General features: G+C 64.4%; 24 protein-coding genes. 17 read left to right on the top strand and 7 right to left on the bottom strand.

The genetic code is table 11. The features are described 5' to 3' along the window. Nucleotides 1-436: 436 nt before the first annotated feature. On the bottom strand, nucleotides 437-1,243 hold the full coding sequence (locus tag OIE68_RS27340; protein ID WP_327093942.1) for a carboxymuconolactone decarboxylase family protein: 807 nt from the start codon (nucleotides 1,241-1,243) through the stop codon (nucleotides 437-439). Between the two features lie 356 nt (nucleotides 1,244-1,599). Here OIE68_RS27340 and OIE68_RS27335 point away from each other — a divergent pair, with 356 nt between their 5' ends. The 17 genes from OIE68_RS27335 (at nucleotide 1,600) to OIE68_RS27255 (ending at nucleotide 17,839) form a co-directional block, all read left to right on the top strand. After that, entirely contained in the window at nucleotides 1,600-3,342 is a 1,743-nt protein-coding gene (locus OIE68_RS27335; protein WP_327093941.1) for a hydroxysqualene dehydroxylase, read from the top strand. Nucleotides 3,343-3,371: 29 nt separating this feature from the next. Beyond that, nucleotides 3,372-4,265, top strand: a complete 894-nt coding sequence (locus OIE68_RS27330; RefSeq protein ID WP_327093940.1) for an NAD-dependent epimerase/dehydratase family protein — start codon at nucleotides 3,372-3,374, stop codon at nucleotides 4,263-4,265. Nucleotides 4,266-4,614: 349 nt separating this feature from the next. Next, nucleotides 4,615-4,839, top strand: coding sequence for a hypothetical protein (locus tag OIE68_RS27325; RefSeq protein WP_040695729.1), 225 nt, complete (start codon nucleotides 4,615-4,617; stop codon nucleotides 4,837-4,839). Beyond that, complete coding sequence (locus OIE68_RS27320) at nucleotides 4,839-5,027, top strand: hypothetical protein (RefSeq protein WP_327093939.1); 189 nt, start codon at nucleotides 4,839-4,841, stop codon at nucleotides 5,025-5,027. The genes OIE68_RS27325 and OIE68_RS27320 overlap by 1 nt, the downstream gene beginning before the upstream one ends. After that, nucleotides 5,024-5,884, top strand: coding sequence for an ABC transporter permease (locus OIE68_RS27315; protein WP_327093938.1), 861 nt, complete (start codon nucleotides 5,024-5,026; stop codon nucleotides 5,882-5,884). The genes OIE68_RS27320 and OIE68_RS27315 overlap by 4 nt, the downstream gene beginning before the upstream one ends. Before the next feature lies 1 nt (nucleotide 5,885). Beyond that, on the top strand, nucleotides 5,886-6,749 hold the full coding sequence (locus OIE68_RS27310; RefSeq protein ID WP_327093937.1) for an ABC transporter permease: 864 nt from the start codon (nucleotides 5,886-5,888) through the stop codon (nucleotides 6,747-6,749). Between the two features lie 6 nt (nucleotides 6,750-6,755). Then, a complete protein-coding gene (locus OIE68_RS27305; RefSeq protein WP_327093936.1) occupies nucleotides 6,756-8,165 on the top strand; it encodes an MCE family protein in 1,410 nt (469 codons plus the stop codon). 4 nt (nucleotides 8,166-8,169) lie between these two features. Next, a complete protein-coding gene (locus OIE68_RS27300) occupies nucleotides 8,170-9,192 on the top strand; it encodes an MlaD family protein (RefSeq protein ID WP_327093935.1) in 1,023 nt (340 codons plus the stop codon). Further along, on the top strand, nucleotides 9,189-10,193 hold the full coding sequence (locus OIE68_RS27295; protein WP_327093934.1) for an MCE family protein: 1,005 nt from the start codon (nucleotides 9,189-9,191) through the stop codon (nucleotides 10,191-10,193). The genes OIE68_RS27300 and OIE68_RS27295 overlap by 4 nt, the downstream gene beginning before the upstream one ends. Further along, entirely contained in the window at nucleotides 10,193-11,293 is a 1,101-nt protein-coding gene (locus OIE68_RS27290) for an MCE family protein (RefSeq protein WP_327093933.1), read from the top strand. Before OIE68_RS27295 ends, OIE68_RS27290 begins: the two co-directional genes overlap by 1 nt. Beyond that, nucleotides 11,290-12,369 (top strand): MCE family protein, encoded by a 1,080-nt coding sequence (locus OIE68_RS27285; protein ID WP_327093932.1) that lies wholly within the window; start codon nucleotides 11,290-11,292, stop codon nucleotides 12,367-12,369. The genes OIE68_RS27290 and OIE68_RS27285 overlap by 4 nt, the downstream gene beginning before the upstream one ends. After that, the gene (locus OIE68_RS27280) at nucleotides 12,366-13,544 is read left to right on the top strand and encodes an MCE family protein (RefSeq protein WP_327093931.1); all 1,179 of its coding nucleotides are present in this window, start codon (nucleotides 12,366-12,368) and stop codon (nucleotides 13,542-13,544) included. Before OIE68_RS27285 ends, OIE68_RS27280 begins: the two co-directional genes overlap by 4 nt. A 12-nt stretch (nucleotides 13,545-13,556) precedes the next feature. Then, a complete protein-coding gene (locus OIE68_RS27275) occupies nucleotides 13,557-14,246 on the top strand; it encodes a hypothetical protein (protein ID WP_327093930.1) in 690 nt (229 codons plus the stop codon). Nucleotides 14,247-14,320: 74 nt separating this feature from the next. Beyond that, nucleotides 14,321-14,590 (top strand): type II toxin-antitoxin system prevent-host-death family antitoxin, encoded by a 270-nt coding sequence (locus OIE68_RS27270; RefSeq protein WP_327093929.1) that lies wholly within the window; start codon nucleotides 14,321-14,323, stop codon nucleotides 14,588-14,590. Then, complete coding sequence (locus tag OIE68_RS27265; protein WP_327093928.1) at nucleotides 14,587-15,027, top strand: type II toxin-antitoxin system VapC family toxin; 441 nt, start codon at nucleotides 14,587-14,589, stop codon at nucleotides 15,025-15,027. The genes OIE68_RS27270 and OIE68_RS27265 overlap by 4 nt, the downstream gene beginning before the upstream one ends. A 100-nt stretch (nucleotides 15,028-15,127) precedes the next feature. Beyond that, entirely contained in the window at nucleotides 15,128-16,417 is a 1,290-nt protein-coding gene (locus tag OIE68_RS27260) for a TetR/AcrR family transcriptional regulator (RefSeq protein WP_327093927.1), read from the top strand. Between the two features lie 180 nt (nucleotides 16,418-16,597). Next, nucleotides 16,598-17,839 (top strand): TetR/AcrR family transcriptional regulator, encoded by a 1,242-nt coding sequence (locus tag OIE68_RS27255; RefSeq protein ID WP_327093926.1) that lies wholly within the window; start codon nucleotides 16,598-16,600, stop codon nucleotides 17,837-17,839. A 153-nt stretch (nucleotides 17,840-17,992) separates the two neighbouring features. Here OIE68_RS27255 and OIE68_RS27250 read toward each other — a convergent pair whose 3' ends face one another. The 6 genes from OIE68_RS27250 to OIE68_RS27225 all read right to left on the bottom strand — a co-directional run bounded on the left by OIE68_RS27250 (nucleotide 17,993) and on the right by OIE68_RS27225 (nucleotide 26,295). After that, the gene (locus tag OIE68_RS27250) at nucleotides 17,993-19,615 is read right to left on the bottom strand and encodes an IS1182 family transposase (RefSeq protein WP_327093925.1); all 1,623 of its coding nucleotides are present in this window, start codon (nucleotides 19,613-19,615) and stop codon (nucleotides 17,993-17,995) included. A gap of 147 nt (nucleotides 19,616-19,762) precedes the next feature. Beyond that, a complete protein-coding gene (locus tag OIE68_RS27245; protein ID WP_327093924.1) occupies nucleotides 19,763-21,703 on the bottom strand; it encodes an acetoacetate--CoA ligase in 1,941 nt (646 codons plus the stop codon). A gap of 30 nt (nucleotides 21,704-21,733) precedes the next feature. Continuing rightward, on the bottom strand, nucleotides 21,734-22,546 hold the full coding sequence (locus OIE68_RS27240; protein ID WP_327093923.1) for a CoA ester lyase: 813 nt from the start codon (nucleotides 22,544-22,546) through the stop codon (nucleotides 21,734-21,736). After that, nucleotides 22,543-23,031 carry a MaoC family dehydratase gene (locus tag OIE68_RS27235; RefSeq protein ID WP_327093922.1) on the bottom strand — a complete coding sequence of 163 codons (489 nt, stop codon included), beginning with the start codon at nucleotides 23,029-23,031 and terminating at the stop codon, nucleotides 22,543-22,545. The genes OIE68_RS27240 and OIE68_RS27235 overlap by 4 nt, the downstream gene beginning before the upstream one ends. A 73-nt stretch (nucleotides 23,032-23,104) precedes the next feature. Further along, a complete protein-coding gene (locus OIE68_RS27230; protein WP_327093921.1) occupies nucleotides 23,105-24,265 on the bottom strand; it encodes an acyl-CoA dehydrogenase family protein in 1,161 nt (386 codons plus the stop codon). Next, entirely contained in the window at nucleotides 24,262-26,295 is a 2,034-nt protein-coding gene (locus OIE68_RS27225) for an acetyl/propionyl/methylcrotonyl-CoA carboxylase subunit alpha (RefSeq protein ID WP_327093920.1), read from the bottom strand. The genes OIE68_RS27230 and OIE68_RS27225 overlap by 4 nt, the downstream gene beginning before the upstream one ends. Between the last annotated feature and the right edge of the window lie 3 nt (nucleotides 26,296-26,298).

Raw genomic sequence — 26,298 nt, 5'->3', positions numbered from 1 at the left:
CGGCTCTCCGGAACCCGACGCACGGTCCCAACGCTGTTCCGATCCGCAGCGTAGACGGCGGGCTCCGGTGGCGCTGCCGGTGCCGGGTGCACTTATCTCTTCGGTGGAGGTGAACAATGGACGTTTTGCATTCGGACATACGGGAATTGTGGCTCGTGCAGAGCCGTGACTGCAATCAAGAGCCGGTGGGTCTCAGTTATGACCGGGCCCGTTTCATCCTCTCCGTTCATGCTGGACACGGCGCCCGCTGCCGCCAATATCTGGCCGCCTCCGCGCACTGCTTCCGGCGCACTGCCGAGAGGTAACCCGCTGCCCTGATGGGGGTCCCGGTGCGGCGCTTATCCGCAGAAGTGCCGCACCGGGATGGGCAGGCCTTGGGGGACGACCGTTACCGGCGTCGATGGTTTGCTGCCGGAACCTTCCAACTGAGGGCGCGTCAGTCGCCCGGGCGCTCCGCGAAAACCGCACGTGCCACTGTGATTCCGTTGAGTGCGGCCGGGAATCCGGCGTAACCCGCCATCTGCGTGATGATTTCGACGACTTCGGTCTCGGTGCCGCCGACATTCAGCAGACCGTGGATGTGCACGCCCAGTTGCGGCGCCGCCGTGCCGAGCGCGGTGCACATGGCGACGGTGACCATCTCACGGGTCTTCAGGTCCAGACCGGGCCGCGAGTAGATATCGCCGAAGCTGTACTCGATGATGTAGCGCCCCAGATCCGGTGCGATATCGCGCAGCGATGCGATGACCTGTTCGCCTGCGTGCCCGTCGATCTCGGCGAGTTTGGCGCTCCCGCGCTCGAACCGGTCACCCGTCGGTGCCGGTGCCGATTCGACCGGTGCCGGGAGATCGGTACGGGCGTCGAACACTTCGCGCGCCGCCCCCAGCCCGTTCAGTGCGGCAGGGAACCTCGCGTACACGCTGACATGGATCAGCGTCTCCACGATTTCCTCCCGTGTGCACCCCACATTCAGCGCCCCGTCGATGTGGAACCGCAACTGCGGCGCGGCATTTCCCATCGCAGCCAGCGCCGACACCGTCGCCAACTGCCGCTGCCGCAACGTCAGCCCCGGCCGCGAAAGAATGTCGCCATACCCGAATTCGACGGTCAGCCGCCCCAGGTCCGGTGCGATATCCGCGAGACTGTCCAGCACCGCGGGCCGCTCCTGCCCACCGACCTGCCGAAGCAGTTCCAGTCCGCGCTCGAAACGATCATCGCTGGTAGAGGCCTGTGTGTTGGTCATGCCCGAACTCTAAAAGTTGGAGTGTGCTCCAACGCAAGCCTTGACTCGTAGCGGCTCATGTGCGGTGTTAGCCGAAAGCCATGCCCGTTATGACCACCATACTCTCGCGCGCTCTATGTCAATCGGGAGAATTGCTAGCAACATCATGGCGGCGGGGCGACTGCCGTGAACGGGTGATCATGGAATAGCCGAGGATGATTTGCTCCGCTCTGCATCGCCGAAAATCGTCACACAACCACAGAATAGTCAGTAACATCTTGCGACATCGCAGGCGCCTGTGCGCGGCTCACATGGACGTGGCAGGCCGGATGGTCGGGAGATTCAGCATGCGGACCAAGCAGTCGCGACGAACATTCATGAGGAACGCCGCCATGGCGGGTGGTGTCGCCGCCGCCATGACATTGGCACCCACCGGCGGTAGGGCGGGCGCTCAGCCGGGCCGGTCCGTGGCGATCTTCGGTGCGGGTCCGGCGGGTCTGACCGCCGCGCACGAACTAGCCGAACGCGGTTTCGCGGTCACGGTGTACGAGAAGCTCGGTGCTTTCGGTGGCAAGACCCGCAGCATCTACGCCGACGAACTACCCGGCGAACACGGATTCCGCAGCTTCTTCGGCTTCTATCACAATCTGCCCGATACGCTGCGCCGAATCCCCTTCCCCGGCAATGCGAACGGCGTGTGGGACAACCTGGTCCGACTCAATGCGGCCATGATCGCGGGCATGGACCGGCGCAATCTCACCGTCCCCCTGCCGTTCCCGCTTCCGTTCTCGCAATTCCCGATGACTCCCAAGGGATTCGTCGACTCCGTCGCATCGGTCTTCGAATCGCTGTTCCGGCTGCCGCTGCACGAAGCGGTCTTCGCCGCGGAGCGCTTGGCCGTCTACGTCTCCAGCAGCACCGAGCGCAAGTTGGGGCAGTGGGAGCGGATGACCTGGACCGATTTCGCGCGCCTGGACAACTCGTCCCCGGAATACAACCGCTTCCTCGGCGACGGCTTCATCCGTGAACTCGTCGCCACCAAATCCGGTAACTGCAGCGCACATTCGATCGGGCTGGTCGGTGAGGAGTACGTGTGGTCGGTGCTGAACCTCAACAACGACAGCGACGGCAAGGGCAATGACCGCGTGCTCAACGGCCCGACCAGCGAGGCGTGGATCAATCCGTGGATCGACTATCTGCGCTCGATCGGCGTGACTTTCGAACTCGGCCAGCGCCTTTCGGGCTTCGACAGCGATGGCGCGCACCTCACCTCGGCCACTGTCACCGACCAGGGCGGCGCGCGTCACCGGGTGGAGGCCGACTTCTACCTCTCCGCAATCCCGCTCGACAAGTTCCCCGACGTACTCACCGACGATATGGCGGCGGCCGATCCGAATCTCGAGCGCATCCGCAACCTGCAGGCCGCCTGGATGGTCGGCATCCAATTCTTCCTGCGCAAACGTGTCGACCTGGCCAACGGCCACGTCGGCTACAACGACGCGCCATGGGGCCTGACCTCGATCAGCGAGGCCCAGTTCTGGCGACGGCCATTGACCACCTATGGCGACGGCAGTGTCCAGGATGTGTTGTCCGCCATCATTTCCGAATGGGAGGAGCCGGGCACCTTCAACCGCAAGACCGCCAAACAGTGCAGCCCCGAGGAGATCGCCCGCGAAACCTGGGCGCAGATCAAGGCGCACGTCAATGACGACGGCGAAATCCAGCTCGCCGACGATATGTTGCACTCCTGGATGATCGACCCGGCCCTCACCGACGCGGGCACGTCCGAAATCGCCTACGACGACGCCATTTTCATCCAGAACCCCGGCTCATGGTCCGACCGCCCCGGCGCCGCCACCGCGATCGATAACCTCTTCCTCGCGGGCGACTGGATCAAGACCGGAATGAATGTCGCCTGCATGGAGGGCGCGAACGAAGGCGGCCGCCTCGCCGCCAACGCCATCCTGCACGCCTCCGGCTCGTCGGCCGGACTGGCCACCGTCACACCCCGGTACACCATGCCCCTCTGGGAGCCACTCAAACTAATCGACCGCGAACTCTACAAAGCAGGCCAACCCAATATGTTCGACCTCATCGACCGCCGCTACCCGATCCGGTAGCCGACCACGACTTTCCATAGGCTCGTACCGTGCGCGTACTTGTCACGGGAGCGGCGGGTTACCTCGGCAGAGCTGTCGTTTCTGCCTTGGCGGAGGCCGGGCACGATGCGGTCGCAATGGTGCGCGCGGAGCGACCGAACATCGTGCATGCCAACGAGGTTCGCGTTGCCGACTTGCTCGACCCCATCACGCTTCGTCGGGCTGTCGACGGCGTAGACGTGGTGTGTCATCTGGCCGGGCTGACCCGGGTGCGGGAGTCGATGGCCGACCCCCTCCGGTACTTCGGGGTCAACACGGTCGGGACCATCGCCCTGCTCGATGCCATGGCGACCGCCGAGGTGCCGCGGCTCGTATTCGCCTCGACCGGCGCGATCTACGGCGATGTGGGCGGTCGGCCGATCACCGAGGATCTGCCCGATAACCCGCCTCACCCCTACGCAAGCAGCAAGTTGGCGGCTGAAAAGGCTGTCGAAGCCCGCGCCGCCGCCGCTGTCGTTCTTCGGCTGTTGAATGTGGCGGGCGGTCGCGATCCGGACCCCACCCGACTCATCCCGAGGGTACTCAGCGCTGCGGCACGAAATGAACCGTTGGAGGTCAACGGCGACGGCACGACGGTCCGTGACTATGTGCACGTGGCCGATGCCGCGAATGCGTTCGTGGCCGGGCTCGAACACCTGCCACCGCCGGGCGTGACCGAGCGGTACGTCATCGGTAGCGGTCGGGGCACGAGCGTCCGCCAGGTAGTTGCCGCTGTCGAAAAGGTATTGGGACGACGTATGGCGCTCACTCATCGCCCAGCGGTGCCGGAGCCGAATTCGCTGGTCGGCCATCCCGCCAAGGCGATGAAACAATTATGTTGGGTCCCAAGGTATTCCGAGATCGAGGCAATCGTGGGCCAGATGTGGCACGCCGACTCGCGCTAGGTCTTGGCTCGAAGTGGCGGGGCGGCCACTTGGAATGCCGTGGAAGCTGCGTGCTCGTCATCGGAATCTCCTGCCGCCACTGACACCGAGTTGGCCGAACCTCCCATTATGTTACTAGAGATTCTCTGCATCGAGAACCAAGTGTAGCTGTTTGTACTGGGTTCCCTATCGAACTCACTAGACCTAAGTTTTCGAAAGTTCTTCCGCAGTCGACGGAATCATGCGTAACATACGCACCCATACCCGACCGATCGCAGCGTGATCGGCCGCACTCGCGCCGCAGCGATGCCTCGCCCCCGGCGTGTGTTCGGCTGTGCTGCTCAGGCGGCGGGGGAAAGGACACAGGCGCATGCTCAAGAAGCTGGATCGAATATTCAGCTACGAGATGAAGGTCTCCGAATTCCTCGGCACCATCATCATTCTCGCCATTCCCTACGGGCTCGTGGGCCTCATCTGGACGCTGACCCACACCAGCCATCTGCACCGCATGCACGGCATCGACGTGGTCATATCCTTCCTCGGCTCGATCGTGTGCTGGCCGGTGCTCACCTTCTCGAATGTGTGCATGACCTGATGATGATCTTGGTTTGGCTCATCGACATCTTGGTGATCGGCGTCAAGATCCTCGGGGGGCGTATGAAAGTCAATCCGGTGCTGCGGTTCGGGCTCTGGCTCGCCGTACTCAGCACTGTCGTCGCCGGTATAGCCGTGGTCGGCTATCTCCTAGTCTTGCTTCAGCATCAACTCAGCGAGTCGGCATGAGCACTCGACTCACCGAAAGACTCACTGAGCCAACGGATCTAGAGCGGGCAGTCGAGGATCTGAAGGGCCTGTGGCAACGGCATCCGCAGCGGTCGCTGGAGACCTTGGGGCGCCAGGTTCGGCTCATGCGCGATGCCTTCATCGAGATGCTGCGCGCAATGCTCGTGCGCCGCTTCCCATTCCACGAGTTCATCAAGCAGTGCGCGTTCATGGCGAGCGTTTCCGCCGCACCGACCGTATTCGTCGCGATTCCGGTCGCCGTTGTCGTGTCGATCCAGGTCGGTGCGCTAGTGAATCAGGTTGGTGCGACGACCTTTATCGGCGCGGTCAGTGGTCTCGGCATCATTAGGCAGGGCGCACCGCTGGTCACTTCGCTGATGATCGCGGGCGCGGTCGGTTCGGCCATCTGCGCGGACCTCGGCTCCCGCACCATTCGTGAGGAGATCGACGCGATGATGGTGATGGGCGTCGATCCGGTGCGCCGACTGGTCGCGCCGCGACTGCTGGCAGCGATCCTGGTCAGCATTCTGCTGTGCGGATTCGTGGTGTTCGTCGGCTTCGCCACCGGCTATATGTTCAACGTGTACGCCCAGGGCGGCACGGCTGGTTCGTTCATCAGCACCTTCGCCTCCTTCGCGGTGGCGAACGATCTGGTGATCGCACTGGTCAAGGCGGCCATCTTCGGGGCGCTGACCGCAATCATCGCCTGCGACATCGGACTGCATACCAAGGGCGGTCCAGGTGGGGTCGCCAACTCGGTGAACGCGGCGGTGGTCAATTCGGCGCTGATGCTGTTCGCGACCAACATCATCATCACCCAGATCTACAACACGCTCTTCCCGGCGAAGGTGATCTGAGATGGGCACCCGATACACCCCGCCCGCACTGAAGCCATTTCGCGCGGTCTCTGCGATCGCGAGCGTGCCGGTCCAGGCCAACCGGCGACTCGGCCACCAGGCGATCACCTTCTGCCAGGCGGTGGCGGCAATTCCGTTCGTGCTCAGGCACTATCGCAAGGAAGTGCTGCGGCTGACCGCCGATGTCGGCTGGGGCAATGGTTCACTAATTGTCGGCGGCGGCACGGTCGGTGTGGTCATCATCCTGTGCGGATTCGGCGGGATCACCGTCGGCATGGAGTCCTACACCGCGCTGAATCTGCTGACTATGAATCCGCTGACCGGCGCGATCTCCGGTTTCGCTACGACGCGTGAGATCGGCCCGATCCTTGCGACTTTGGCCTTCGCCATCCAGGCGGGCTGCCGATTCACCGCGCAGCTGGGTGCGATGCGGATCTCCGAGGAGATCGATGCGCTGGAATCCATTGCCATCCGGCCACTTCCGTATCTGGTGACCACGCGGATGATCGCCGCGACACTGACCATCGTCCCGCTCTACAGCGTCGGCCTCGCCGTCGCGTATCTGATGACGAAGCTGTCCGTGCTGTTCCTCGGCGGCACCTCCGCCGGGACCTACGACCACTACTTCTTCCAGTTCCTCAACGGTATCGATGTCTTCTTCTCGGTCGTCAAAGTCGTGGTGTTCGTACTCATTTCGACCTTCATCCAGTGCTACTACGGCTATATCGCCACCGGAGGTCCGGAAGGTGTCGGCCACGCGGCCGGGCGCGCGATCAAGATGGTGATCGTCGTCATGGTGTTCGTGAATCTGTTTCTGACCCTTGCGATCTGGGGCATCGACCCCGGATTCCGGATTTCGGGGTAGGTGGCGATGCTGCTCGATCCAAGTGGGCGCGGACCCACCGCACGTCAGCTCACCCTGGCCGGAATTGCCATGGTCACGGCGGCGGCGTTGCTGCTGTACCTGCTCGGCCTGCGCTACACCGGCTATTTCCAGGACAAGGTCTCGGTTGTCGCCGTGCTCACCAGCACCGGTGACGGGCTGCCGACCCATGCCGATGTGAAGTTCCGTGGCATGGTCGTCGGTTCGGTGACTGGTGTCGAGGTAGTCGCGAAGGGTGAACGTCAAGACGCCGCGCTCGATCTGAAACCGGCTGTGGCGGGCACGATTCCGGCGAATGTCACGGCGCGGGTGATCCCCAACAATATCTTCGGCGTGACCGCCATCGAACTCGTCGACAACGGGCACGCCACCGAAACCCTGCGGGCGGGGGCCCGAATTCCCGAGGACACCAGCGAAGGCACCGTGCAGTTACAGACCACGCTCAGTGTGCTGCGCGATGTGCTCGACCATATCCAGCCGGAGAAGCTGGGCCGGGTGCTCGCAACCCTCGCCGACGCACTCGATCCCGCCGCGCGGGTGCCGGGTTCCACCATCGAACGCCTCGATACCTGGCTCACCCAGGTGCACGCGACTCCCGGTATCGGCGATCTGCTCGGCAACCTCGGCCGGGCCGTGACGGCACTGAGCGTTTCGGCGCCGGAGCTGGTCGGTGTGCTGTCGGATTCGGTGACCACCGCACGCACGCTCACCGAGCGGCGCGACAACCTCGTCGCACTGCTTACCAATGCCAGCGGCGCGGTCGACTCGGTCAATTCACTTTTCGCACGGAATCCGGACGCCGGGAAGGATTTGGTCGTCGGACTCGACGGCCTGTTCGGTGGTCTGGCCAGGGATCCGCAGGCCATCCCGGATACCGCCGCCAACTTCAATGCCGCGCTGCAACGAGTGCGCACGACCTTCGGATTCGGACCCAGCCGGCAGATGGTGTGGAAGATGGATGTCAGCTTCACGCCGTTCCAGCAGTACACGGCCAAGGACTGTCCGCGCTACGGCACCATGGCCGGTCCGCGGTGTGGGGGCAGTTCGGTGCCGGATGTCGCACCGCCGCAGGAGTTTCCGCCGCAGCTGCTGCCGCAACGGTTGGCAGCCGCGGGACCGGCGCCCAATGCTCCGGCGCAGGGGCTGCCGAGTATTCCCGGGCTGCCGAGTATTCCGGGGCTGCCGACGATTCCGGGGCTGCCGACGATTCCGGGCATCACCGCGCCAGCCGCTGCGACGGATCAACCCGCCCAGCCGAATTCGGATCTGCGTGGACTCGATGCCGCCGCCGCGATCGTCGGCGGGCGACCGACCACCGCGCAGTATCTGCTCTTGGCTCCGGTACTGGCCGGTGGTTCGGTAACTGTGTACGACACCGCGCCGGATGAAGGGCGGTGAGTACATGAAATCAGGGAAATCGTTAGCCGGATTCAGTCTGTTCGCCGTGGTCGCGGTGCTGTTGACGTACACGATCTGGTCGACGCTGCAGCGTTCGGTAACCGGCGACACCGACTCGTACTCGGCCACTTTCACCGATGTGCTCGGACTGCGCGTCGGCGATGACATCCGGATGGCGGGCGTGCGGGTCGGGCGGGTCGACGCTATCGATTTCGACGGCGACTACAAGGCGCGCGTGGACTTCCGTATCCAGAACAATCAGCGGCTGTCCACGACGACGAAAGCCCTTGTGCGCTACCAGAATTTGATCGGCCAACGCTATATCGCGTTGGTTCCGGGCAAGGACGAGGGCGCCGTGCTGACTGCCGGATCCGCGATTCCCGTCGAACGCACCGAACCGTCGTTCGATGTGTCATCGCTACTGTCGGGATTCGAACCCCTATTCAGCGTGCTGCAACCTGATCAGGTCAATTCGCTGTCGGAGACCTTGATTCAGGCCCTGCAAGGCAACAATGTCTCGCTCAGTGCGCTGATCACCCAGGCCGCCGAACTGGCGGGCACCTTCGGTCAGCGCGACAAAATTCTCGGCGATGTCATCGGCAATCTCAGCAGTGTGATCGCGGGCCTGGCCAATCGCAGCGGCGAATTGGAAACCCTGATCACGCAGGCCCGTTCGCTGGTGGAATCGCTCTACGCACAGGGCGAATCGCTGAAGTCGTCGGTCGATACGGTGGCGAAATCCACCGATTCGCTGGCGGCTCTGATCAATCAGGTGAAACCGAATCTGGCTCGGGCACAGAACGATGCGACCAGCGGTGTCGCGCTGCTGATCCTCAACGGCGCGTCCTTGGATCAGGCGGCGGTCGAGCTGCCGACCGTCCTCAATGGCCTCGCCCGGTTCACCAGCTACGGCGCATACGCCAACGCCTACATCTGCTCGCTGGACGTCTCGCTGTGGGGCGTGCTGCTGCCACCCGGGCTGTTCTCGCAGGTGGGCGGCAATTCTCATTCGGAGGTCTGCCGATGACGGCATTGGTGGGTCGGGTGCGCAATCGCTTGTTGTGGCTAGGACTGCTCGCGGCGGGTTCGGTCGTCGTGCTGCTGGTCGGCTCGAGTGCGTTATCGCAGGCGCATCTCGGTGATAAGACGATTCATGCCGAATTCGCGCAGGCAGCGGGACTGCGATCGGGAGCATCGGTGGATGTCTCCGGTATCGAGGTCGGCTCGGTGAGTGCCGTGCGACTCGATGGCGCGAAGGTCGTCGTGGATCTGAAGGTGCGCAAGGATCTTCGACTCGGTCCGGACGCCTCGGCCGCCATCAAGATGACAACCATCCTCGGCAAGCTGCACGTCGAGTTGGTGCCTGGTACTGGAAAAGGACTGCCGGACAATCGAATTCCGCTGAAGCAGACCTCGGTGCCCTACAACCTCGGCAAGGTCATCCGGGATCCGAACTACAAGTCGTCCTTCGAGCGCATCGAACGCCTGGATCCGGCGAAACTGCGGCAGTCACTGGATGTGCTCAGCCGGCAGATGGGTGACTCTCCGCAGCTCACCGTCGAGGCGCTGAACAGCATCGGCGCGCTGGCCAAGGTGATCAATGATCGCCGCGACGAGGTGGACACACTCCTGAAGAGCATGGATCAGGTGTCCGAGCTGGCCTCCGACAACCGCAATAGCGTGCTGCTGCTACTGACCCGCGGCGAGGCCATCGGCAATGCCGTCGCATTGCGGCAGAACCTGCTCGAGCAATTGCTCGACAATGTCGCGAGCCTGTCGCGGCTGCTGCAGGACATGGGCTTGGAGAACCAGGATCAGCTCGGTCCGCTCATCCAGAATCTGAACACCATGTCCGAGGGCCTGGAAAAGAACCGGGACAACCTCGATTCGCTCTACGAGATCATGCCGGTCGCATTGCGGCAGTTCAACAACGCCCTCGGCAACGGCCCGTACGGCGATGTGTGGGCGCCATGGGTGTTCCCGGACAACTGGCTGTGCTTCGCCCAAGCCGTACAGGGGTGCAATTGATGACGATGGGTACCTTGCTGAAATCGACGGTGCTCGGCCTCGCTGTAACGGTGGCGACCGGTTGTTCGCTGCTACCCGGCAGCCTCACCGCGCTTCCCGATCAGTATCTCGGCGAACATCTGCAGATCAGTGCCGATTTCGAGAATGTCGCCGGTCTTTATGCGGGCAATGACGTTGCGGTGCTCGGTGTTCCGGTCGGCCGGGTCGATACCGTGACCCCCAAGGGCAGTTACGTCGAAGTCACCATGTCCATCGATAAGGGCGTGCGCATTCCGGCCGACGCCATGGCGGCGCTGGTTTCACCACAGCTGATCACCAATCGGCATGTGGAACTTGCCCCGGCATACGAGGGCAATGGTCCGGTGCTGACCGACGGCCAGCACATCCCGCTCGCCCGGACCCGTACCCCGGTCGAACTCGACCGCATTCTCGAAACCTTCGATCAACTCGGCGCGGCCTTGAAGGGTGACAACGAAACCGGACCGATGGCGAGCCGGGTGTTGTTTCCGCTGCTGAACGGCAATGGCGACAAGCTGCGCGAAACGCTGGACGATCTGTCCTCCGCATTCGAGGTCACCCTCGCCAATGGTGACCAGATCTCCAATACCATCGTCAAACTCAATGAGATCACCGAGATCATCGCCCAGAACGACCAGACGGTAAGGGATTTCAGCGGTCGGCTCACCGAACTCGTGCAACTGATGGGGCAGCAGGCGCCAGGTTTGCAGGCGGTGATCACCCAGCTCAACGACTTCGTCGCCAATACCTCGACCGTGGTCGGCCAGAATCGCGAACAACTGCTCGGTGCGCTCACCCGATTCACGACATTGACCGCGCAGATGCGGGCCAATGCGCGCGGGCTCACCGAAGTCACCGATGTGACGCCGCTCTTCTTCGAGAACTTCTCGAATGCCGTGAGCCGTGAGAACCGGGCGCTGCGCCTACACGGTCTGCTGGACAAAGCGGTGCTGGACGGTGCGGCGCTTTCGCTGTTCTGTGAGCGAATCCAGCTGCGTCTCGACGGCTGCCGCACCGGGAAGATCCAGGACTTCGGCCCCGACTTCGGGTTGACCGCCGCACTGCTCGGGATCACCAAATGAGGGCGGCGCGTTCGGCTTTCGTCGCGGCGATGGTTGTCGTCTCCTCAGCGGGGTGTGCCGTGACGGTCGACAACGTGCCGCTGCCGAAGCCGGGCATCGGCGGGCCGGGTTATGAGTTGCACGCCGTTTTCAAGGATGCGCTCAACCTACCCGCGAATGCACACGTGAAGATCGGCGGCACCGATATCGGCATGGTCTCCAAGATCAGCACCATCAATTTCCTCGCCGATGTGGAAATGCAGATCCGGCAGGATATTCAGCTGCCCCGCGGCACCACCGCCGAACTGCGCCAGGCCACTCCGCTCGGTGACATGTTCGTCGCGATGAACCTGCCCGCCAAGCAGCAGAGCGCCGAAATGCTGCGTCCCGGCGACACCATCGCGCCCGACCATACCGGCACCGGCGCGTCGGTCGAACAGTTGATGATGTCGATCTCCATGCTGCTCAACGGCGGTGGACTCAATCAGGTGGCTCGGATAACCACCGAGATGAATTCGATGTTCGCCGGCCGCGCACCACAGCTCGCACATCTGATCACCGAAATGACCGATGTGCTCGCGGCACTCAACGCACGCACCGCCGACGTCGACAGTGTGCTCTCCGGACTGAACGTGCTCACCGGCGAATTGGCCAGGCGCAAGGCAGAATTGGGTGCGGCTGCGGATACATTCCCACCGCTGATCGGACTGGTCGCCGAAAACAACAGGAGTATCGCCGAACTCGTCGCCAAGGTCTCGGTCACCATGTCCGCGCTCGGTGATTTCACCGACACCACGGGCCCGGAGTTCCTGAGCCTGTTCGACAGTATCCAGCGGCTGATGTCCGGATTCACCCAAATGGGCGATAACCTGGCGGGGACGCTGGACGGGCTGCACGCCATCTATCCCGATGTCATGGCCAGCTATGACGGGCCGGTGCTCGCGGTCGCCGCCACGGTTTCCTATCTCGATATCGGTGCGCTCACCGATCCGAAGGGCAGCCGTTGGCCGGAAGTCGGCGATGTACCCGCATTCATCGGCAGTCTGGCCGAGGTGATCCAGAAGGTCATCGGGCGGCTGCAGGGTGGTGGGCGATGAATATTCCGCTGTGGCACTGGCTGGTTCGACATCGGATCGCAGTGGCCAATATCGGGCTGATCGTCGTGCTGATTCTCGGCATGTCCTATCTCGGTGCGGCCGTGCTGCGGATCAATCCGCTGCCGAGCAGCTACCGGGTCCGGGTCGAGCTGAAGAGCTCCGGCGGACTCGCGCCGAACAATGACGTCACCTTCCGCGGCAGTCGGGTCGGCAAAGTACTCGACGTTCGTGTATCCGGTGACGGCGTTGCCGCTATCGCCGAAATCAATGACACCGCAAGGATTCCGGTGGGCGGCACCGTCGCCGTCGGCAGGCTCTCGGCGGCGGGGGAGCAGTACCTGGACTTCCGCCCCGACTCCGACAGTGGACCGTATCTGTCCGACGGCTCGATCGTCGATCGGTCGGCGACGAGCACACCGGTGACGGTGCAGTCGGTGCTCACGAATATGAGCGGGCTGATCGGCGGGATGAATCCGGCGCGACTCAATGTGATCATCGATGAACTCGACAAGGCGCTGGCCGGTGGTCCGGATCGGTTGCGCAATATGGTCGCCGGAATCAGCCGGGCCATGTCCGGACTGACCGATCTGCTCCCGCAAACCCAGCGACTCATCGAGAACCTGCAGGTGATCGCCGAAACCACCACCCACGCCCAACCCGATCTGACCACGCTGACCACCGGCTCGAGCACACTGTTCCAGCAATTGACCGCGGCCGATCAGGAAGTGCGCAAATTCCTCGAACTCGGCCCCGGCCAATTGGCCACCCTCGGCGGCATCGTGCACGACACGCAGGACCCGATGACCAATCTGATCACCAACTTCGTCGCCATCACCAAGGCGGCCAAGTTGCGTCAACCAGCGATCGAAGCGCTGTTCCCGGCACTGCGCGCGGGTTCGGAGGCCATCGGAATTCCGGCACACGACAACGCCTTCAACACGATGGTCGATCCGTGGCCGCGTCCGACCTGTGACTACGACACGATCCCCGTGGTGCCGACCGACAAGACCGTCGATACCAGGGTGCGGCTCTACAACTACTGCATCACCACCAACCCCGCACTGCAGGTGCGTGGTTCGGCGAATGCGCCACGGCCGAATATGCCGGATAACGGTTCCGGCCCGCCGCCCGGCGTCACCGGCAATGAACTCTCCCGCCCCGCACCCGGCAGATAGGAACGAGAAGCTATGAGCGAGCGAACCATCGACACAGCCGACAACGAGATCGACAATGCGCAGGCCGATGTGCCGGAGGCTACCGTCTCGCTCGGTAAGGATATCGACACGGATGTTGCGTCGAATGTTGACGCCACGCCAGATGTGGGTTCGAAAGTGCCTGCAGCCGAACGGTTTGCATTCCTCCGCACGCCCAACAGCCGCACCGCGATCGCCTTCCGCGCCGCCGCCGCACTACTGCTCGCCGCCGCAGTCGCCTCCACGGTGTTCTACTACCTCCAGAACAAGGACAACAAGGCCATAGTCACCGCCCACGAGGATGCCCGCCTCGCCGCCTGCCAATACGCACCCGTACTCGCCGACTACGACGCCAAGAACCTCGACAAATACTTCGCCGCAGTCCTCGACGGCGCCACCGGAGACTGGAAGAAGCAATTCGACAGCACCAGCAAGGAACTGCGCGACGTCCTCACCCAGGGCGAGGTGGTCTCGAAGGCCAACGACGTGCAGTGCGCGATCAAGTCCGGCGACACCAACTCAGCCGAAGCAATCGTGGTAATCGGCCAAACCATCACCAGCATGGGCACCCAGGGCAAGCCGGCGCCGGGTCAGTTGTCCATGGTTATGCGGCTGGAGAAGGTGGACGGTCGCTGGCTGATCAACAAGGTGAACTCACCGCTCGCCACGCCGCCACGGTCGTAGCCCAGGTATGTCTGGGGGTGCTGCACAGCAAAACCGCTGAAAGTGGCTACAATTATATGGAAAATAATAGCCATATGAGGGAGAGCTGCGTGGACGTCGGCATTCGGGAACTGCGCGATAACCTCAGTCGCCATCTGGCTGATGTGCGGTCCGGGCACACGGTGACCGTCACAGACCATGGGCGACCGGTCGCCCGCATCGTGCCCGTCGGGCGACCGACGCGGCTGGAACAACTGCGCGCCGAAGGGCGTGTGCAGCCCGCCCGTAAGAAAAAGCAGCCCGCGCCCGAGCCGATTCGTGCGGAGGGCATGGTCACCGAGCTCATCGAAGAACAGCGCCGGTGATCGGCTACCTCGATACATCGGCCTTTGTACCGTTGCTGGTCAGCGAGCCTAGCAGCGAAGCATGTCGCCGATTCTGGGATGACGCTGACGCCGTGGTATCGAGCAGACTGCTCTATATCGAGACAGCGGCGGCACTCGCGCAGGCACATCGTATGGAGCGCCTCAACGCTAACGCGTATGCAGCGTGCCGACGGCTGCTCGACCAGCTTTGGCCACAGCTCGAGATCATCGAGGTGGATGAGGCATTGGCCCGGCGGGCGGCCGAACTCGCCGTCCGCCTCGCGCTGCGCGGGTACGACGCCGTCCACTGTGCTAGCGCCGAACAATTGGAGGACACCGATCTAGTCGTCGCATCCGGCGACAAACGCCTTCTCGATGGGTGGAAGTCGTTGGGGTTGGCCACCTTCGATACAAACGCGCCCGACGAGTCCGCCTGAACGCAGGCGCTGACCCCGAAATGGAGCCGGATGCTCCCACCTGGGCAAATCAGACCGACCTAGACAGTTGGGGCGGTCCGAGGGTCGATACCATGGCCGCATGAGTGTCGACAATCGCCGTACGGCGCGCAAGGCGGTCAGCGGCGACTCGGCACCGCGGGAGATTCGGCGCAGGCCGAAGAATCGGCGGGCCCAGATCGCGGCGGCCTCGGCGGCCGCGTTCGGTGCGCTGGGCTATCACGGCGTGAGCATGGAGGACATCGCGTCCGGGCTCGGGATCAGTTCGGCGGCACTGTATCGGCACTATCCGAGCAAGTACGCGCTGTTCCGCGAGGAATTGCTGCGGGTGGGCCGGGCCATGACGGAATCGGTCGAGCTGCCGGAGGCCGCGGCGGACCGGGGGATGGCAGCCGACGGAGTCGGCGGGGTGGGTAAACCCTGGACGCCGGAGCGGCGGCTGCGCCAGGTGCTCGACGCCCTCATCGGCGTCACAATCGAGAATCGGCCGACCGTCACCCTGGTGCGCTGGGAGGGTCGCTATCTCGAACCGGAGGATCTGACGGTCCTGACCGACCAACAGCTCGCCGTCGTCGGCGCGATCGGTGTGCAATTGGCCGCATTGCGACCGGAACTCGCGGAGGACGAGCTGCGAGTGCTGCGCGCCGCCTTGCTGAGCGCGATCACCAGTATCGCCGATCACCATGCCAGTCTGCCCGCGAAATCCCTTGCCCGGCTGTTGAGTTCGGCCTGCTGGTCAATTGTGCCCGCCGAGCTGCCCGCGCTGGAAGCGGATGCCGAACTGCCGGTGGCAGTCGAGATTCCGGATTCGTTCAAACATGAGCTGTTGCTGCGCAAGGCCGTCGAACTCTTCCACGATCGTGGCTATCCGAATGTCAGCGTCGAGGAAATCGCCACTGCCGCAGGGCTTTCCGCTGCCTCGGCGGTGTACCGGTTCTATCGGGGCAAGAGCGATCTGCTCGCGGCCGCGTTCAGACGGGCCGCCGACCGGGTTTCCGGTGCGATCGGCCCCGCGGTGGCAGCGGCGGCTGACTCGGAAGCGGCACTCACCACACTGATCGAACAGTACGTCGAGGGTTCGTTCTCCGAACGCGCGCTGACCTTCGTGTATTACACAGAGTTCCAGCATGTTCCGAGCGACGAGCGCACCGTGCTGCGAAATATCCAGCGGCTCAGCGTCGAAGAGTGGGCGCGGCTGCTGCGTGATGTGCGACCGGAGCTTTCACCCGCCGAGGCCCGCTTCCTGATCCACGCGGCCTTCGCGTTGGTGGTGGATCTGGGGCGCAACTTCGGTGTCGAACCGATCGCCTCCCCGGCTCGAGTTCGATTGCTCATGCAGCTGGTCCTGTTCGGCCGCCCGGCCCGCTCCTAGTCCGCGCCCTTCCGCTTCGATACGCCGCCCGTCGCCGTTCTGAGTATGTTAGTGACAATTCTATGCAGGTTGAGCATAGGCACTCCATGTAATACCGCGCTTTTGTGATCGTCCATTCAATACGATTTCAGCCCTGGGAAGAGACATCGAGCAAGCGTCCGGTTGGGCTAACATCGCGGGATGGATGCCGAGGATCGTCGCGCACCGGAGGACGCGACCGCAGGCCGCACCGCGCGATCGCGTGAGGTGCGCCGCCGCCCGCGCAACCGACGGGCGCAGATCGCCGCCGCCTCCGCGGAGGCCTTCGGCGCATTCGGTTACCACGGCGTGAGCATGGAGGACATTGCCTCGCGCCTCGATATCAGCTCTACCGCACTGTATCGGCACTATCCGAGCAAATACGCCCTGTTCCGCGAGGAAGCGCTGCGGTTGGCCGGGCTGAGCACCGAGGCCGTGCGCCTGCCCGAACAACTGCGTGACCGGCCCGCCGCCGAACGCCTCGACCACATCCTCGATGCCCTCATCGCGGCCTCCATCGCGAATCGGCGCAGCGCCGCACTGCTGCGTTGGCAGAACCGGTATCTGGATGATCCCGATCGCCAGATCCTCATCGATCACCTGATCACCACTGATGCGGTGGCCCGCGAATTGCTGGCCGAGACTCGACCCGAGCTGCCCGACGGGGATCGGACGGTGCTCTCGGCCGCTGCGATGAGCGTGATCGGCAGCATCTCCGACCATCATGTCGCGGTGCCGGTGCGCGCGCTGGCGGCACTGCTGCGGTCGGCCTGTCATACGGTGACCGCATGTGATCTGCCCGCGCCTGGCGCTGACACCGAATCCCCTGGCGCGAAGGAGGTTCCGCTCACCTTCAAACACGAGCTGTTGTTGGCGCGGGCCATTGAGCTTTTTCATGAGCACGGGTATCCCAATGTGAGCGTGGAGGATATCGCCAATGCCGCGGGCCTGCCCGCCTCGTCAGCGGTGTACCGCTTCTACCGCGGCAAGGGCGACCTGCTCGCGGCCGCTTTTCGCCGTGCGGCGGACCGGGTTTCGGCGGCCATCGGACCCGCCATCGCCGCATCGGATACCCCGGAACAGGCACTCGGCACCCTGATCGAGCTGTACGTGCAGGGCTCGTTCGCCGAGCGCGAGCTGACCTTCGTGTACTACGCGGAGATCAGCAATGTGCCGCCGGAGGATCGCACCGTACTGCGAAATATCCAGCGGCTCAACGTAGAAGAGTGGGCCAAGCTGCTCATCGGAGTCCGGCCGGAGCTCTCCGCGGCCGAGGCGCGGGTGCTGGTGCACGCCGCCCTGGCACTGGTGGTCGACCTCGGTCAGTGGCTCGGACCGGAAAACCCGCTGTGCTCGCAGCAGCGAGTCGCGCACCTCATGCGGGTCATCCTTTTCGGCCACTAGGTGGCTGGTGTCGAACGCGCCTGTCGGCGCGGTGATGCCGCCGGGCTGGTATGTCGTGGTTGGTTGACGGCGGCTGGCGGTGACTGTGCCAGGATTGTCGTATCAGGCTGTGTCCGTGGTGATTTGGGCTTTGTCTGTGGTGCGCCCGGAATGTCAGGCGGCGGCTGTGGTCCATCCGCTGGTGCTGTAGCCGATCCCGAGGACGGCGAGGCGGGCGAGGTTGTGCGCGGCGGCGAGCAGCCCGAAGTCGGCACTGATCTTGGCTTGTCCACGCAGACGAGGGCGGCGTCCGCCGTGGCGGCGGCGCATCAGGTGCCCGATTTTGCGTTCCACCTTGGGGCGGGTCGCGCGGTAGGCGGCCTTCCAGGCCGGGTTCAGCTGCCGGGCGCGGGCGGTGGCCAGGTATTTTTCGTGGGCTCCGACGGTAATCGTGCGCCCGCCGGCCGCCGTTGTGCACTGCGCGCGCAGCGGGCACCCGGTGCAGGCGGCACCGAAGTAGGCGGCGCCGGTGTGGCGGCCGGTGCGGGCCGCGATCGTCGCGGTGACTCCAGCCGGGCAGGTCACCGTGCGGTGGTCCAGGTCGATGCTGAACCGGTCCTTGGAGAAATGCCCTTTCACCGACGGCGACGGCTGCACCTTGATCTGGTTGCCAATCCCGTTGTCGTCCAACCGTTTCAGCAACCCTCCCGCCCCGTATGCGGCATCACCGAAAACCACCACCCCACCCTCTTCGGCTTCGGCTTCGGCTTCGGCTTCGGCTTCGGCTTCGGCTTCGGCTTCGGCTTCGGAGGGCAGTATGTCGGCGAGCAGGCCGGTGGCGGCGTCGGCGTCGCTGCTGTTGCCGGGGGTGACAGTGGTGGCGGTGATGATCTCGCTATCGGGGTCGACGGCGATATGGCCTTTGTAGCCGTCGAATCCGCGGGCGCTGGTCTTGTGCCCGTGGCGGGTCTCGGGATCAACGGTCGAGATCACCCGGTCGGCTGCCGTGCCGCGCACGATCCGGAAGTTCCCGTCGTCATCGGTGGTGATGTCCTGGCCGAGCACGGTCGCCAGCAGTTGTGCGGCCTTGCCGACACGCTCGTCGAGATCGAGCCCGTCCAGCAGCGTCAGCATCGCCGACCCGTCACGGGCACGGGAATCGATCAACTGCTCACGAGCGGTCTCGTCGTCCCAGTCGATCATGGGTTTCGCAGTGCCTGTGTAGTCGTCGTCGCTGGTGATCGCCGCCCGCAATGCCGCAGCCAGTTCGGCGCCGACGGCCGCGAGCAGGCCACGGATCGCCGACCGGATCAAGGTGATGGTGTCCATCGTGGCGACCGCGTCATAGAGCGGGGTCGAGTCCAGCACCCGTTTACGACCCACCAAACCAGCCTGGCGCGCCACCTCCAGCACGGCGTCGAAGATGCGGTTGGGCCGCTGCGAGCGGGCCAGCCGGGCCCGCATGTCAACCAGCACCGTGTGCACGAATCCCGGATAGTCGAAATCCAAGCCACCGGCGGCGTATTTCCAGCGGGCATCGAACGCGAACCGTTCCACCGCTTCCCGATCCGAGAGCCCCTCGATGCGTTGCAGCACCATCACCACCGCCACGATCATCGGCGGCACCGAACGCCGCCCGACATCGGTGAACAGGTCGGCGAACATCTCATCCGGGAACAACTGGAAGCAATCACGGTGCAGTACACCGTAAATCGAGCCCTCCGCCACACGACCCTCGCAGAAGTTCGCGGTCGACCGCAACAAATCCGCCTGCCTCGGCGACTGCCCCAACGTCACCCGATCATTCTGCTCGAGCCGGGCCGTCACCGCACGAAAAACACCAGCCACCTAGGACGTGTCTTCCACTCGCTCGAGCCATTCGACGGTGAGTGCCATCACGAGGTTGGCGCGGAAGACGAGCCGACAGGTGGCGTGCCTGCTGGTTCAGTTCTGGGCTGGGCGGACGTTGGCGTACCAGTCGAGGAGTTCGGGATTGTCCACGGCACTGCGTTCGACGACGCGGGTGGGGTCGGCGCCCTGGAAGAGCTTCTTGATCGGTACCTCGAGCTTCTTGCCGGTGCGGGTGTGCGGAATCCCGGGGGCGACGATGATTTCGTCGGGGACGTGGCGGGGGGAGACCTCGGTGCGGATGGTGGTGTTGATGCGGGTTTTCAGGTCGTCGGTGAGGTCGGTTCCGGGGGTGAGGGTGACGAAGAGGGGCATCCAGTAGCCGCCGTCGGATTGTTCGGCGCCGATGACGAGGGCCTCGGTGATTTCGGGGAGGCGCTCGACGGATTGGTAGATGTCGGCGCTACCCATGCGGATGCCGTGCCGATTGAGGGTGGAGTCGGAGCGGCCGTGCACCACGATGCTGTTGCGTTCGGTGATGGTGATCCAGTCGCCGTGCCGCCAGATGCCGGGGAACATGTCGAAATACGCGTCGTGGAAACGGATTCCGTCCGGATCGTTCCAAAAGCGCACCGGCATGGACGGCATCGGCTTGGTGATGACGAGTTCGCCGACCTCGTCGCGAACCGGCTTACCGTCTGCGTCGAAGGCCTCCAGTGCGACACCCAGATAGGGCGCGGAAAGCTCACCCGGCCAGGTCGGTACGGTCCGCGCACCGCCGATAAAGGCAGAGACCACATCCGTTCCGCCGCTGATCGAGGCGACTTGGACGTGGTCACCGACATTCTCGCCCAACCACACCGCCGATGCGGGCGGCAATGACGAACCGGTGATGCCGACCTGTCGCAGTGCGGTGAGGTCGTGGTCGGTGCGCGGTACCGCCCCCGCCTTGATGCAGGCGAGCACGTAGCCCGGACTGGTGCCGAGCACGGTCGCGCCGACCTGAGAAGCGATGTGCCACAGCGTATCCGGGGTCGGATAGGTGGGACTGCCGTCGTAGCAGACAATAGTCGCACCGACCAGCAGTCCGGCGACCTGGAAGTTCCACATCATCCAACTCGGGCTGGTATACCAGAAGAAGGTGTCCTCCGGGCCGATATCTGCCTGCAGTGCAACGGCTTTGAGATGTTCCAGCACGACGCCACCGTGCCCGTGCACGATGCCCTTGGGCAGTCCGGTGGTGCCGGAGGAGAAGACGATCCACAGCGGATGGTCGAAATCGACCGTCTCGGTTTCGATGACAACGGCCTCGGTATTGGCGGCCGCCTCGGTCCAGGCCAGTGCGTCCGGTACCGGCAGCCCGAGCTGGGATACCGCGACCGTCGTCTGCACGGTGTCGAGTCCGGCCCGCAATGCCGCGATATCGTCGCGCTTGTCATGCGTCTTACCGCCGAACCGGTAGCCGTCTGCGGTGATCAGCACGGTGGGTTCGAGCTGGCCCAGCCGGTCCAGCGCCGCTTTGGGCGAATAGTCCTGACCGCAGGCGCTCCACACCGCACCGATGCTCGCGGTGGCCAGAAAGGCGATCACCGACTCCGGAATATTCGGCAGGTACCCGGCCACCCGATCACCCGGCTGCACGCCGAGCGAGCGCAGTGTGCGCGCGAATGCCGCGGTGCTGTCGATCAATTCGCTCCAGGACACCTCGCGCACCGGAGTGTCCTCGGCGACTGCGATGATGGCGGGTCGATCGGTGCGGAACTGCCGTACGACCTGATCGACATAGTTCAGCCGGGTACCTGGAAACCACTGCGCGCCCGGCATTTCAGCGCTTGCCAGCACCTCGCCCGCGATCGGGCCGAGTTCGAAGTAATCCCACAGCGCACCCCAGAAGCCGGGCAGATCGTCGACCGACCACTGCCACAGCGACCGGTAATCCGGCGCGGACTGTCCGGTGCGCGCAGCCACGAATCCGGCGAAGTCGGTGATGCGCGCCTCCGCGATATCTGATTCGGTCGGCACCCATTGTGGTTGCACCGCATTACCTCCTGGCTGAGTCTTCGGGAATCAGGTGTGGTTCGCGCGCCGCACGATCTGCTCGGCATGCCGCAGCACCGGGGCATCGACCATGCGGCCTTCGAATGCGAAGACTCCCCTATGGTTCGGTACTTCGTCGAGTACCCTTCGAGCCCAATCGATTTCGTCATTAGACGGCGCGTAGGCGGCCCGGATGACCGGCACCTGGCTCGGATGGATCGCCACCTTGGCGTCGAAGCCGCTCGCGACCGCGTCCACTGCTTCGGCGCGCAGCCCGTCGAGGTCGCGGATGTTCAGATACACCGAGTCGAGCGCGAACTTGCCGTACGCCTTGGCCGCCAGCAGGGTGGTCGACCGAACATGGCGTGCCACATCGCGATAGCTGCCATCGGCATGCCGACTGGAATTGCCGCCGAGCCCGGCGACCAGATCTTCCGCACCCCACATGACCCCGATCGCGTTGCGCGCCAATACCGCTCGCCCGACCGCCATGGCGCCGAGCGGCGATTCGATCAGCGCGATCACCTCATAGTCGGTGAGGGAGCCGAGCTGTTCGGCGGATTCGGCCTTCGGCAGCATGATCCGCCGATATTCGGTCCGCGCCAATGCCGCGAGATCGGGCTCGTGCTCGTCGGTGCCGACGGCATTGATCCGCACCACGGTGGTCTCGGGATCCAGCGGGGTCTCGACGAGCGCCTTGCGCGCGGCCGCTTTATCGCCGGCCGCGACCCCGTCCTCGAGATCGATGATCACCACATCGGCTGCCGCGGCGGCCTTTTCGAAGCGTTCGGGGCGGTCGGCGGGGCAGAACAACCAGGCCGGTCCGGGCAATTGCCAACTCATGCGGGCTCCTTGCGTACCAATGTCTTTCGTACCGCCGTCGCCACGATATCGCCATGCTGGTTGCGCGCGGTGTGCGCGAAGGTGAGGATGCCCTCGCCCGGACGGCTCCTGGATTCGCGCTTATCGGTGACCACCGTCTCGGCATACATGGTGTCGCCGTGGAACAGCGGCTTCGGGAAGGCGACCTCGGAGAAGCCCAGGTTGGCGACGATCGTGCCCTGGGTCAGCTGCGCGACCGAGAGGCCGATCAGCGTGGACAGGGTGAACATCGAATTCACCAGGCGCTGGTGGAACGGCGGCAACTGTTCGCTGAAGGCGGCGTCCAGGTGCAGCGCCTGGGTGTTCATGGTCAGCGTGGTGAACAGGACGTTATCGGCCTCGGTGATGGTCCGGCCCGGCCGGTGCTCGTACACCACATCGGTCTCGAACTCCTCGAACCACAGGCCGCGCTGCACCACGCGGCGTGGAGCGTCTGTCTCGGTCACAGCTCCGCCTCGCTGGCGCTCGGCTCCGCTGCGACCGTTGGTGCTGTGCTGATGGTTCCCTCGCTTCGCTCGGTCACAGGCCCAGTTCCCGTCCGATCAGCATCAACTGCACCTCAGTTGTGCCCTCGCCGATCTCCAGGATCTTGCTGTCGCGATAGTGCCTGGCCACAGCGTATTCGTTCATGAAGCCGTAGCCGCCGAAGATCTGAGTGGCGTCGCGGGAGTTGTCCATGGCCGCCTCGCTGGCCACCAGCTTCGCGATGGAGGCTTCCTTCTTGAAAGGTTTACCCGCCAGCATGAGTGCGGCGGCGTCGTAGTACGCGGTACGCGCGGTGTGGGCGCGCGCCTCCATGCGGGCGATCTTGAAGGCGATGGCCTGGTTACGGCCGATGGCCTGGCCGAAGGCCTCGCGCTCCTTGGCGTAGCGCACGCTCTCGTCGACACAGCCCTGAGCCGCTCCCACCGACAGCGCCGCGATGGCGATGCGGCCCTCGTCGAGAATGCGCAGGAAGTTGGCGTAGCCGCGACCGCGCTCGCCGAGCAGATTCTCCTCCGGCACCCGGACGTCGGTGAAGCTCAGCGGATGCGTATCCGAGGCATTCCAGCCGACCTTGTTGTAGGCGGGTTCGGCCACGAAGCCGGGGGTGTCGGTGGGTACGAGGATGGTCGAGATCTCCTTCTTACCGCCCGACTGTCCCGTCACCGCGGTCACCGTCACCAGTTTGGTGATATCGGTGCCGGAGTTGGTGATGAACTGCTTGCTGCCATTGATGACCCATTCGCCGCTGTCGGCGACCGCGGTGGTCCTGGTGCCGCCCGCATCGCTGCCCGCACCGGGTTCGGTGAGGCCGAAGGCGGCGAGATTGCGGCCACTTGTCAACTGCGGCAGCCATTCCTGCTTCTGCTTATCGTTGCCGAAGCGGTAGATGGGCATGGCGCCCAGCGAGACACCGGCCTCCAGGGTGATCGCCACACTTTGATCGACCTTGCCGAGCTCCTCCAGCGCCAGGCACAGCGCGAAGTAGTCTCCGCCCATACCGCCGTACTCCTCCGGGAACGGCAGGCCGAACAGACCCATATCGGCCATGCCCGCGACGACCTCGTACGGAAACGTATGGTTCGCATCGTGTTCGGCGGCTACCGGGGCGACCACCGACTTGGCAAAATCGCGCACGGTCAGTGCCAGGTCGCGATAGTCCTCGGGCAGTGTGCCGGTGGACAGAAAATCACTCATGCGGAAGTTCCTTCTCGCTCGGCGGTTTCGGGTTCGGTGGCAGCCGCGGCGATGCGCACCAGCGGCTGGTCGAGGCGGACCTGGGCACCCGGCTCGACCAGGACTTCGACGGTGCCCGCGACCGGTGCGGTGAGCGTGTGCTCCATCTTCATGGCCTCGACCACGACGACCGGGGCCCCCACCGCAACGATGGCACCGTCGGCAACCGGTACCGCGATCACCGAACCCGGCATGGGACTGCGGATTTCGGCGTCACCGACGTGTTCGGCGCCGCCGCGGACATTCATCTCGGCCACCTCGCGCAGCACCGCGACACCGGACGGTCCAGCCACCCAGAGCTGACCGTCGTGTTCCACGACGCGGAACTCCCGGCGCAGACCGTCCAATGTCAGGACCAGCCTTCCGCCGGTGAAATCAGCAGTGAGCGAGACTGATTCGCTGCTGTTGAGATGCACCTCCGCGGCATCGGGAGCGCCGGTCAGGTAAACGTGCTCGGTGCGGTCACCGCCGGCGAGCCTGATGGTGGTCGGCGCGGGTGTGCCGATGCGCCACCCGGACGGGATATCCCACGGATCGCTCGGCCCGACCGGCCAGCGTCGCACCCAGTGATAGGCAGCGGCAGCGATGAATTCGTCATCCCCGACCGCGGCGGGTCGGAAGTCGCCGACGCGGCGATCCAGCAGGCCGGTATCGAGCTTCCCCGCGGCCACATCCTGGTCGGCCAGCAGAAAGCGCAGGAACTCGATATTGCTGGTGACGCCGAGCAGGACGGTATCGCTCAGTGCCCGATCGAGTTTCGCGAGTGCGGTCGGGCGATCGGCGGCGTGCACGATGACCTTCGACAGCATCGGGTCGTAATCGCTGCCGACGACAGTGCCGATGCGCAGTCCCGAATCCACCCGCACGCCAGTGCCTTCGGGCTCGGACAGGTCGAGTACCGTGCCGCCGGTGGGCAGGAAGCCGCGCCCGGGATCCTCGGCGTAGACGCGGGCCTCGATCGCATGTCCGACGAGCCGCAGCTCATCCTGCTCGACCGCCAGCTTCTGCCCGGCCGCGACGCGCACCTGGCACTCCACCAGGTCGATCCCGGTGACCAGCTCGGTGACCGGATGTTCCACCTGCAGCCGAGTATTCATCTCCATGAAGAAGAATTCGTCCGGCCGATCGGCGGAGACGATGAATTCGACCGTGCCCGCACCCACATAGTCGACGCTGCGTGCGGTATTGCATGCGGCCGCGCCGATGCGCGCCCTGGTCGCGGCGTCCAGCAGCGGGGACGGTGCCTCTTCGATGACCTTCTGATGCCGCCGCTGCAGGCTGCATTCGCGTTCACCGAGGTGGATCACGTGGCCGAATTGGTCGGCCAGGATCTGCACCTCGATATGGCGTGGCCGGGTGACGAATCGCTCCAGGAACAGGGTGTCGTCACCGAATGCCGCGGCCGCCTCACGCCGGGCGCTGGCCAGCGCAGCGGGCAATGCCGACGGTTCCTCGACCAGTCGCATACCCTTACCGCCGCCACCGGCGGAGGGCTTCACCAGTACCGGATAGCCGATATCGGTTGCGGCGTCGATCAATTCGGCATCGGTGAGGCCCGGACGGGCAATACCCGGGACGACGGGCACATCGAAGCCGGCGACAGTGTTCTTCGCCGCGATCTTGTCGCCCATGATTTGGATTGCCTTTGCGGGCGGCCCGAGGAAGACAATGCCCGCCTCGGCCAGCGCTGATGCGAAAGCCGCATTCTCGGAAAGGAATCCGTAGCCCGGATGTACGGCCTTGGCGCCCGTGCGCACCGCCGCGGCAACGACCTTCTCGATATCGAGATAACTTTCCCGGGCCGGAGCCGGACCCAGGCGCACCGCGGTATCGGCCGCACGCACATGCCTGGCCTGCGCATCCGCATCGCTGTAAACCGCGACCGAGCGAATTCCCATGGCGCGCAACGTGCGGATGACCCGGACCGCGATTTCGCCGCGATTGGCGACGAGCACGGTGTCGAAATCGATGGGATGGGATTTGTTCATCATCGC

This window comes from Nocardia vinacea, assembly GCF_035920345.1.
In the GTDB taxonomy this organism is placed as follows: domain Bacteria; phylum Actinomycetota; class Actinomycetes; order Mycobacteriales; family Mycobacteriaceae; genus Nocardia; species Nocardia vinacea_A.
Note: the sequence above shows the minus strand (reverse complement) of the source record. Positions and strands in the feature narration are given on the sequence as shown.

Bases quoted from the DNA above. Each gene is read 5' to 3' on its own strand.
- OIE68_RS27340 (WP_327093942.1), bottom strand. From the start codon at position 1,243: ATGACCAACACACAGGCCTCTACCAGCGATGATCGTTTCGAGCGCGGA.
- OIE68_RS27335 (WP_327093941.1), top strand. From the start codon at position 1,600: ATGAGGAACGCCGCCATGGCGGGTGGTGTCGCCGCCGCCATGACATTG.
- OIE68_RS27325 (WP_040695729.1), top strand. From the start codon at position 4,615: ATGCTCAAGAAGCTGGATCGAATATTCAGCTACGAGATGAAGGTCTCC.
- OIE68_RS27320 (WP_327093939.1), top strand. From the start codon at position 4,839: ATGATGATCTTGGTTTGGCTCATCGACATCTTGGTGATCGGCGTCAAG.
- OIE68_RS27315 (WP_327093938.1), top strand. From the start codon at position 5,024: ATGAGCACTCGACTCACCGAAAGACTCACTGAGCCAACGGATCTAGAG.
- OIE68_RS27310 (WP_327093937.1), top strand. From the start codon at position 5,886: ATGGGCACCCGATACACCCCGCCCGCACTGAAGCCATTTCGCGCGGTC.
- OIE68_RS27305 (WP_327093936.1), top strand. From the start codon at position 6,756: ATGCTGCTCGATCCAAGTGGGCGCGGACCCACCGCACGTCAGCTCACC.
- OIE68_RS27300 (WP_327093935.1), top strand. From the start codon at position 8,170: ATGAAATCAGGGAAATCGTTAGCCGGATTCAGTCTGTTCGCCGTGGTC.
- OIE68_RS27295 (WP_327093934.1), top strand. From the start codon at position 9,189: ATGACGGCATTGGTGGGTCGGGTGCGCAATCGCTTGTTGTGGCTAGGA.
- OIE68_RS27290 (WP_327093933.1), top strand. From the start codon at position 10,193: ATGACGATGGGTACCTTGCTGAAATCGACGGTGCTCGGCCTCGCTGTA.
- OIE68_RS27285 (WP_327093932.1), top strand. From the start codon at position 11,290: ATGAGGGCGGCGCGTTCGGCTTTCGTCGCGGCGATGGTTGTCGTCTCC.
- OIE68_RS27280 (WP_327093931.1), top strand. From the start codon at position 12,366: ATGAATATTCCGCTGTGGCACTGGCTGGTTCGACATCGGATCGCAGTG.
- OIE68_RS27275 (WP_327093930.1), top strand. From the start codon at position 13,557: ATGAGCGAGCGAACCATCGACACAGCCGACAACGAGATCGACAATGCG.
- OIE68_RS27270 (WP_327093929.1), top strand. From the start codon at position 14,321: ATGAGGGAGAGCTGCGTGGACGTCGGCATTCGGGAACTGCGCGATAAC.
- OIE68_RS27260 (WP_327093927.1), top strand. From the start codon at position 15,128: ATGAGTGTCGACAATCGCCGTACGGCGCGCAAGGCGGTCAGCGGCGAC.
- OIE68_RS27255 (WP_327093926.1), top strand. From the start codon at position 16,598: ATGGATGCCGAGGATCGTCGCGCACCGGAGGACGCGACCGCAGGCCGC.
- OIE68_RS27240 (WP_327093923.1), bottom strand. From the start codon at position 22,546: ATGAGTTGGCAATTGCCCGGACCGGCCTGGTTGTTCTGCCCCGCCGAC.
- OIE68_RS27230 (WP_327093921.1), bottom strand. From the start codon at position 24,265: ATGAGTGATTTTCTGTCCACCGGCACACTGCCCGAGGACTATCGCGAC.
- OIE68_RS27225 (WP_327093920.1), bottom strand. From the start codon at position 26,295: ATGATGAACAAATCCCATCCCATCGATTTCGACACCGTGCTCGTCGCC.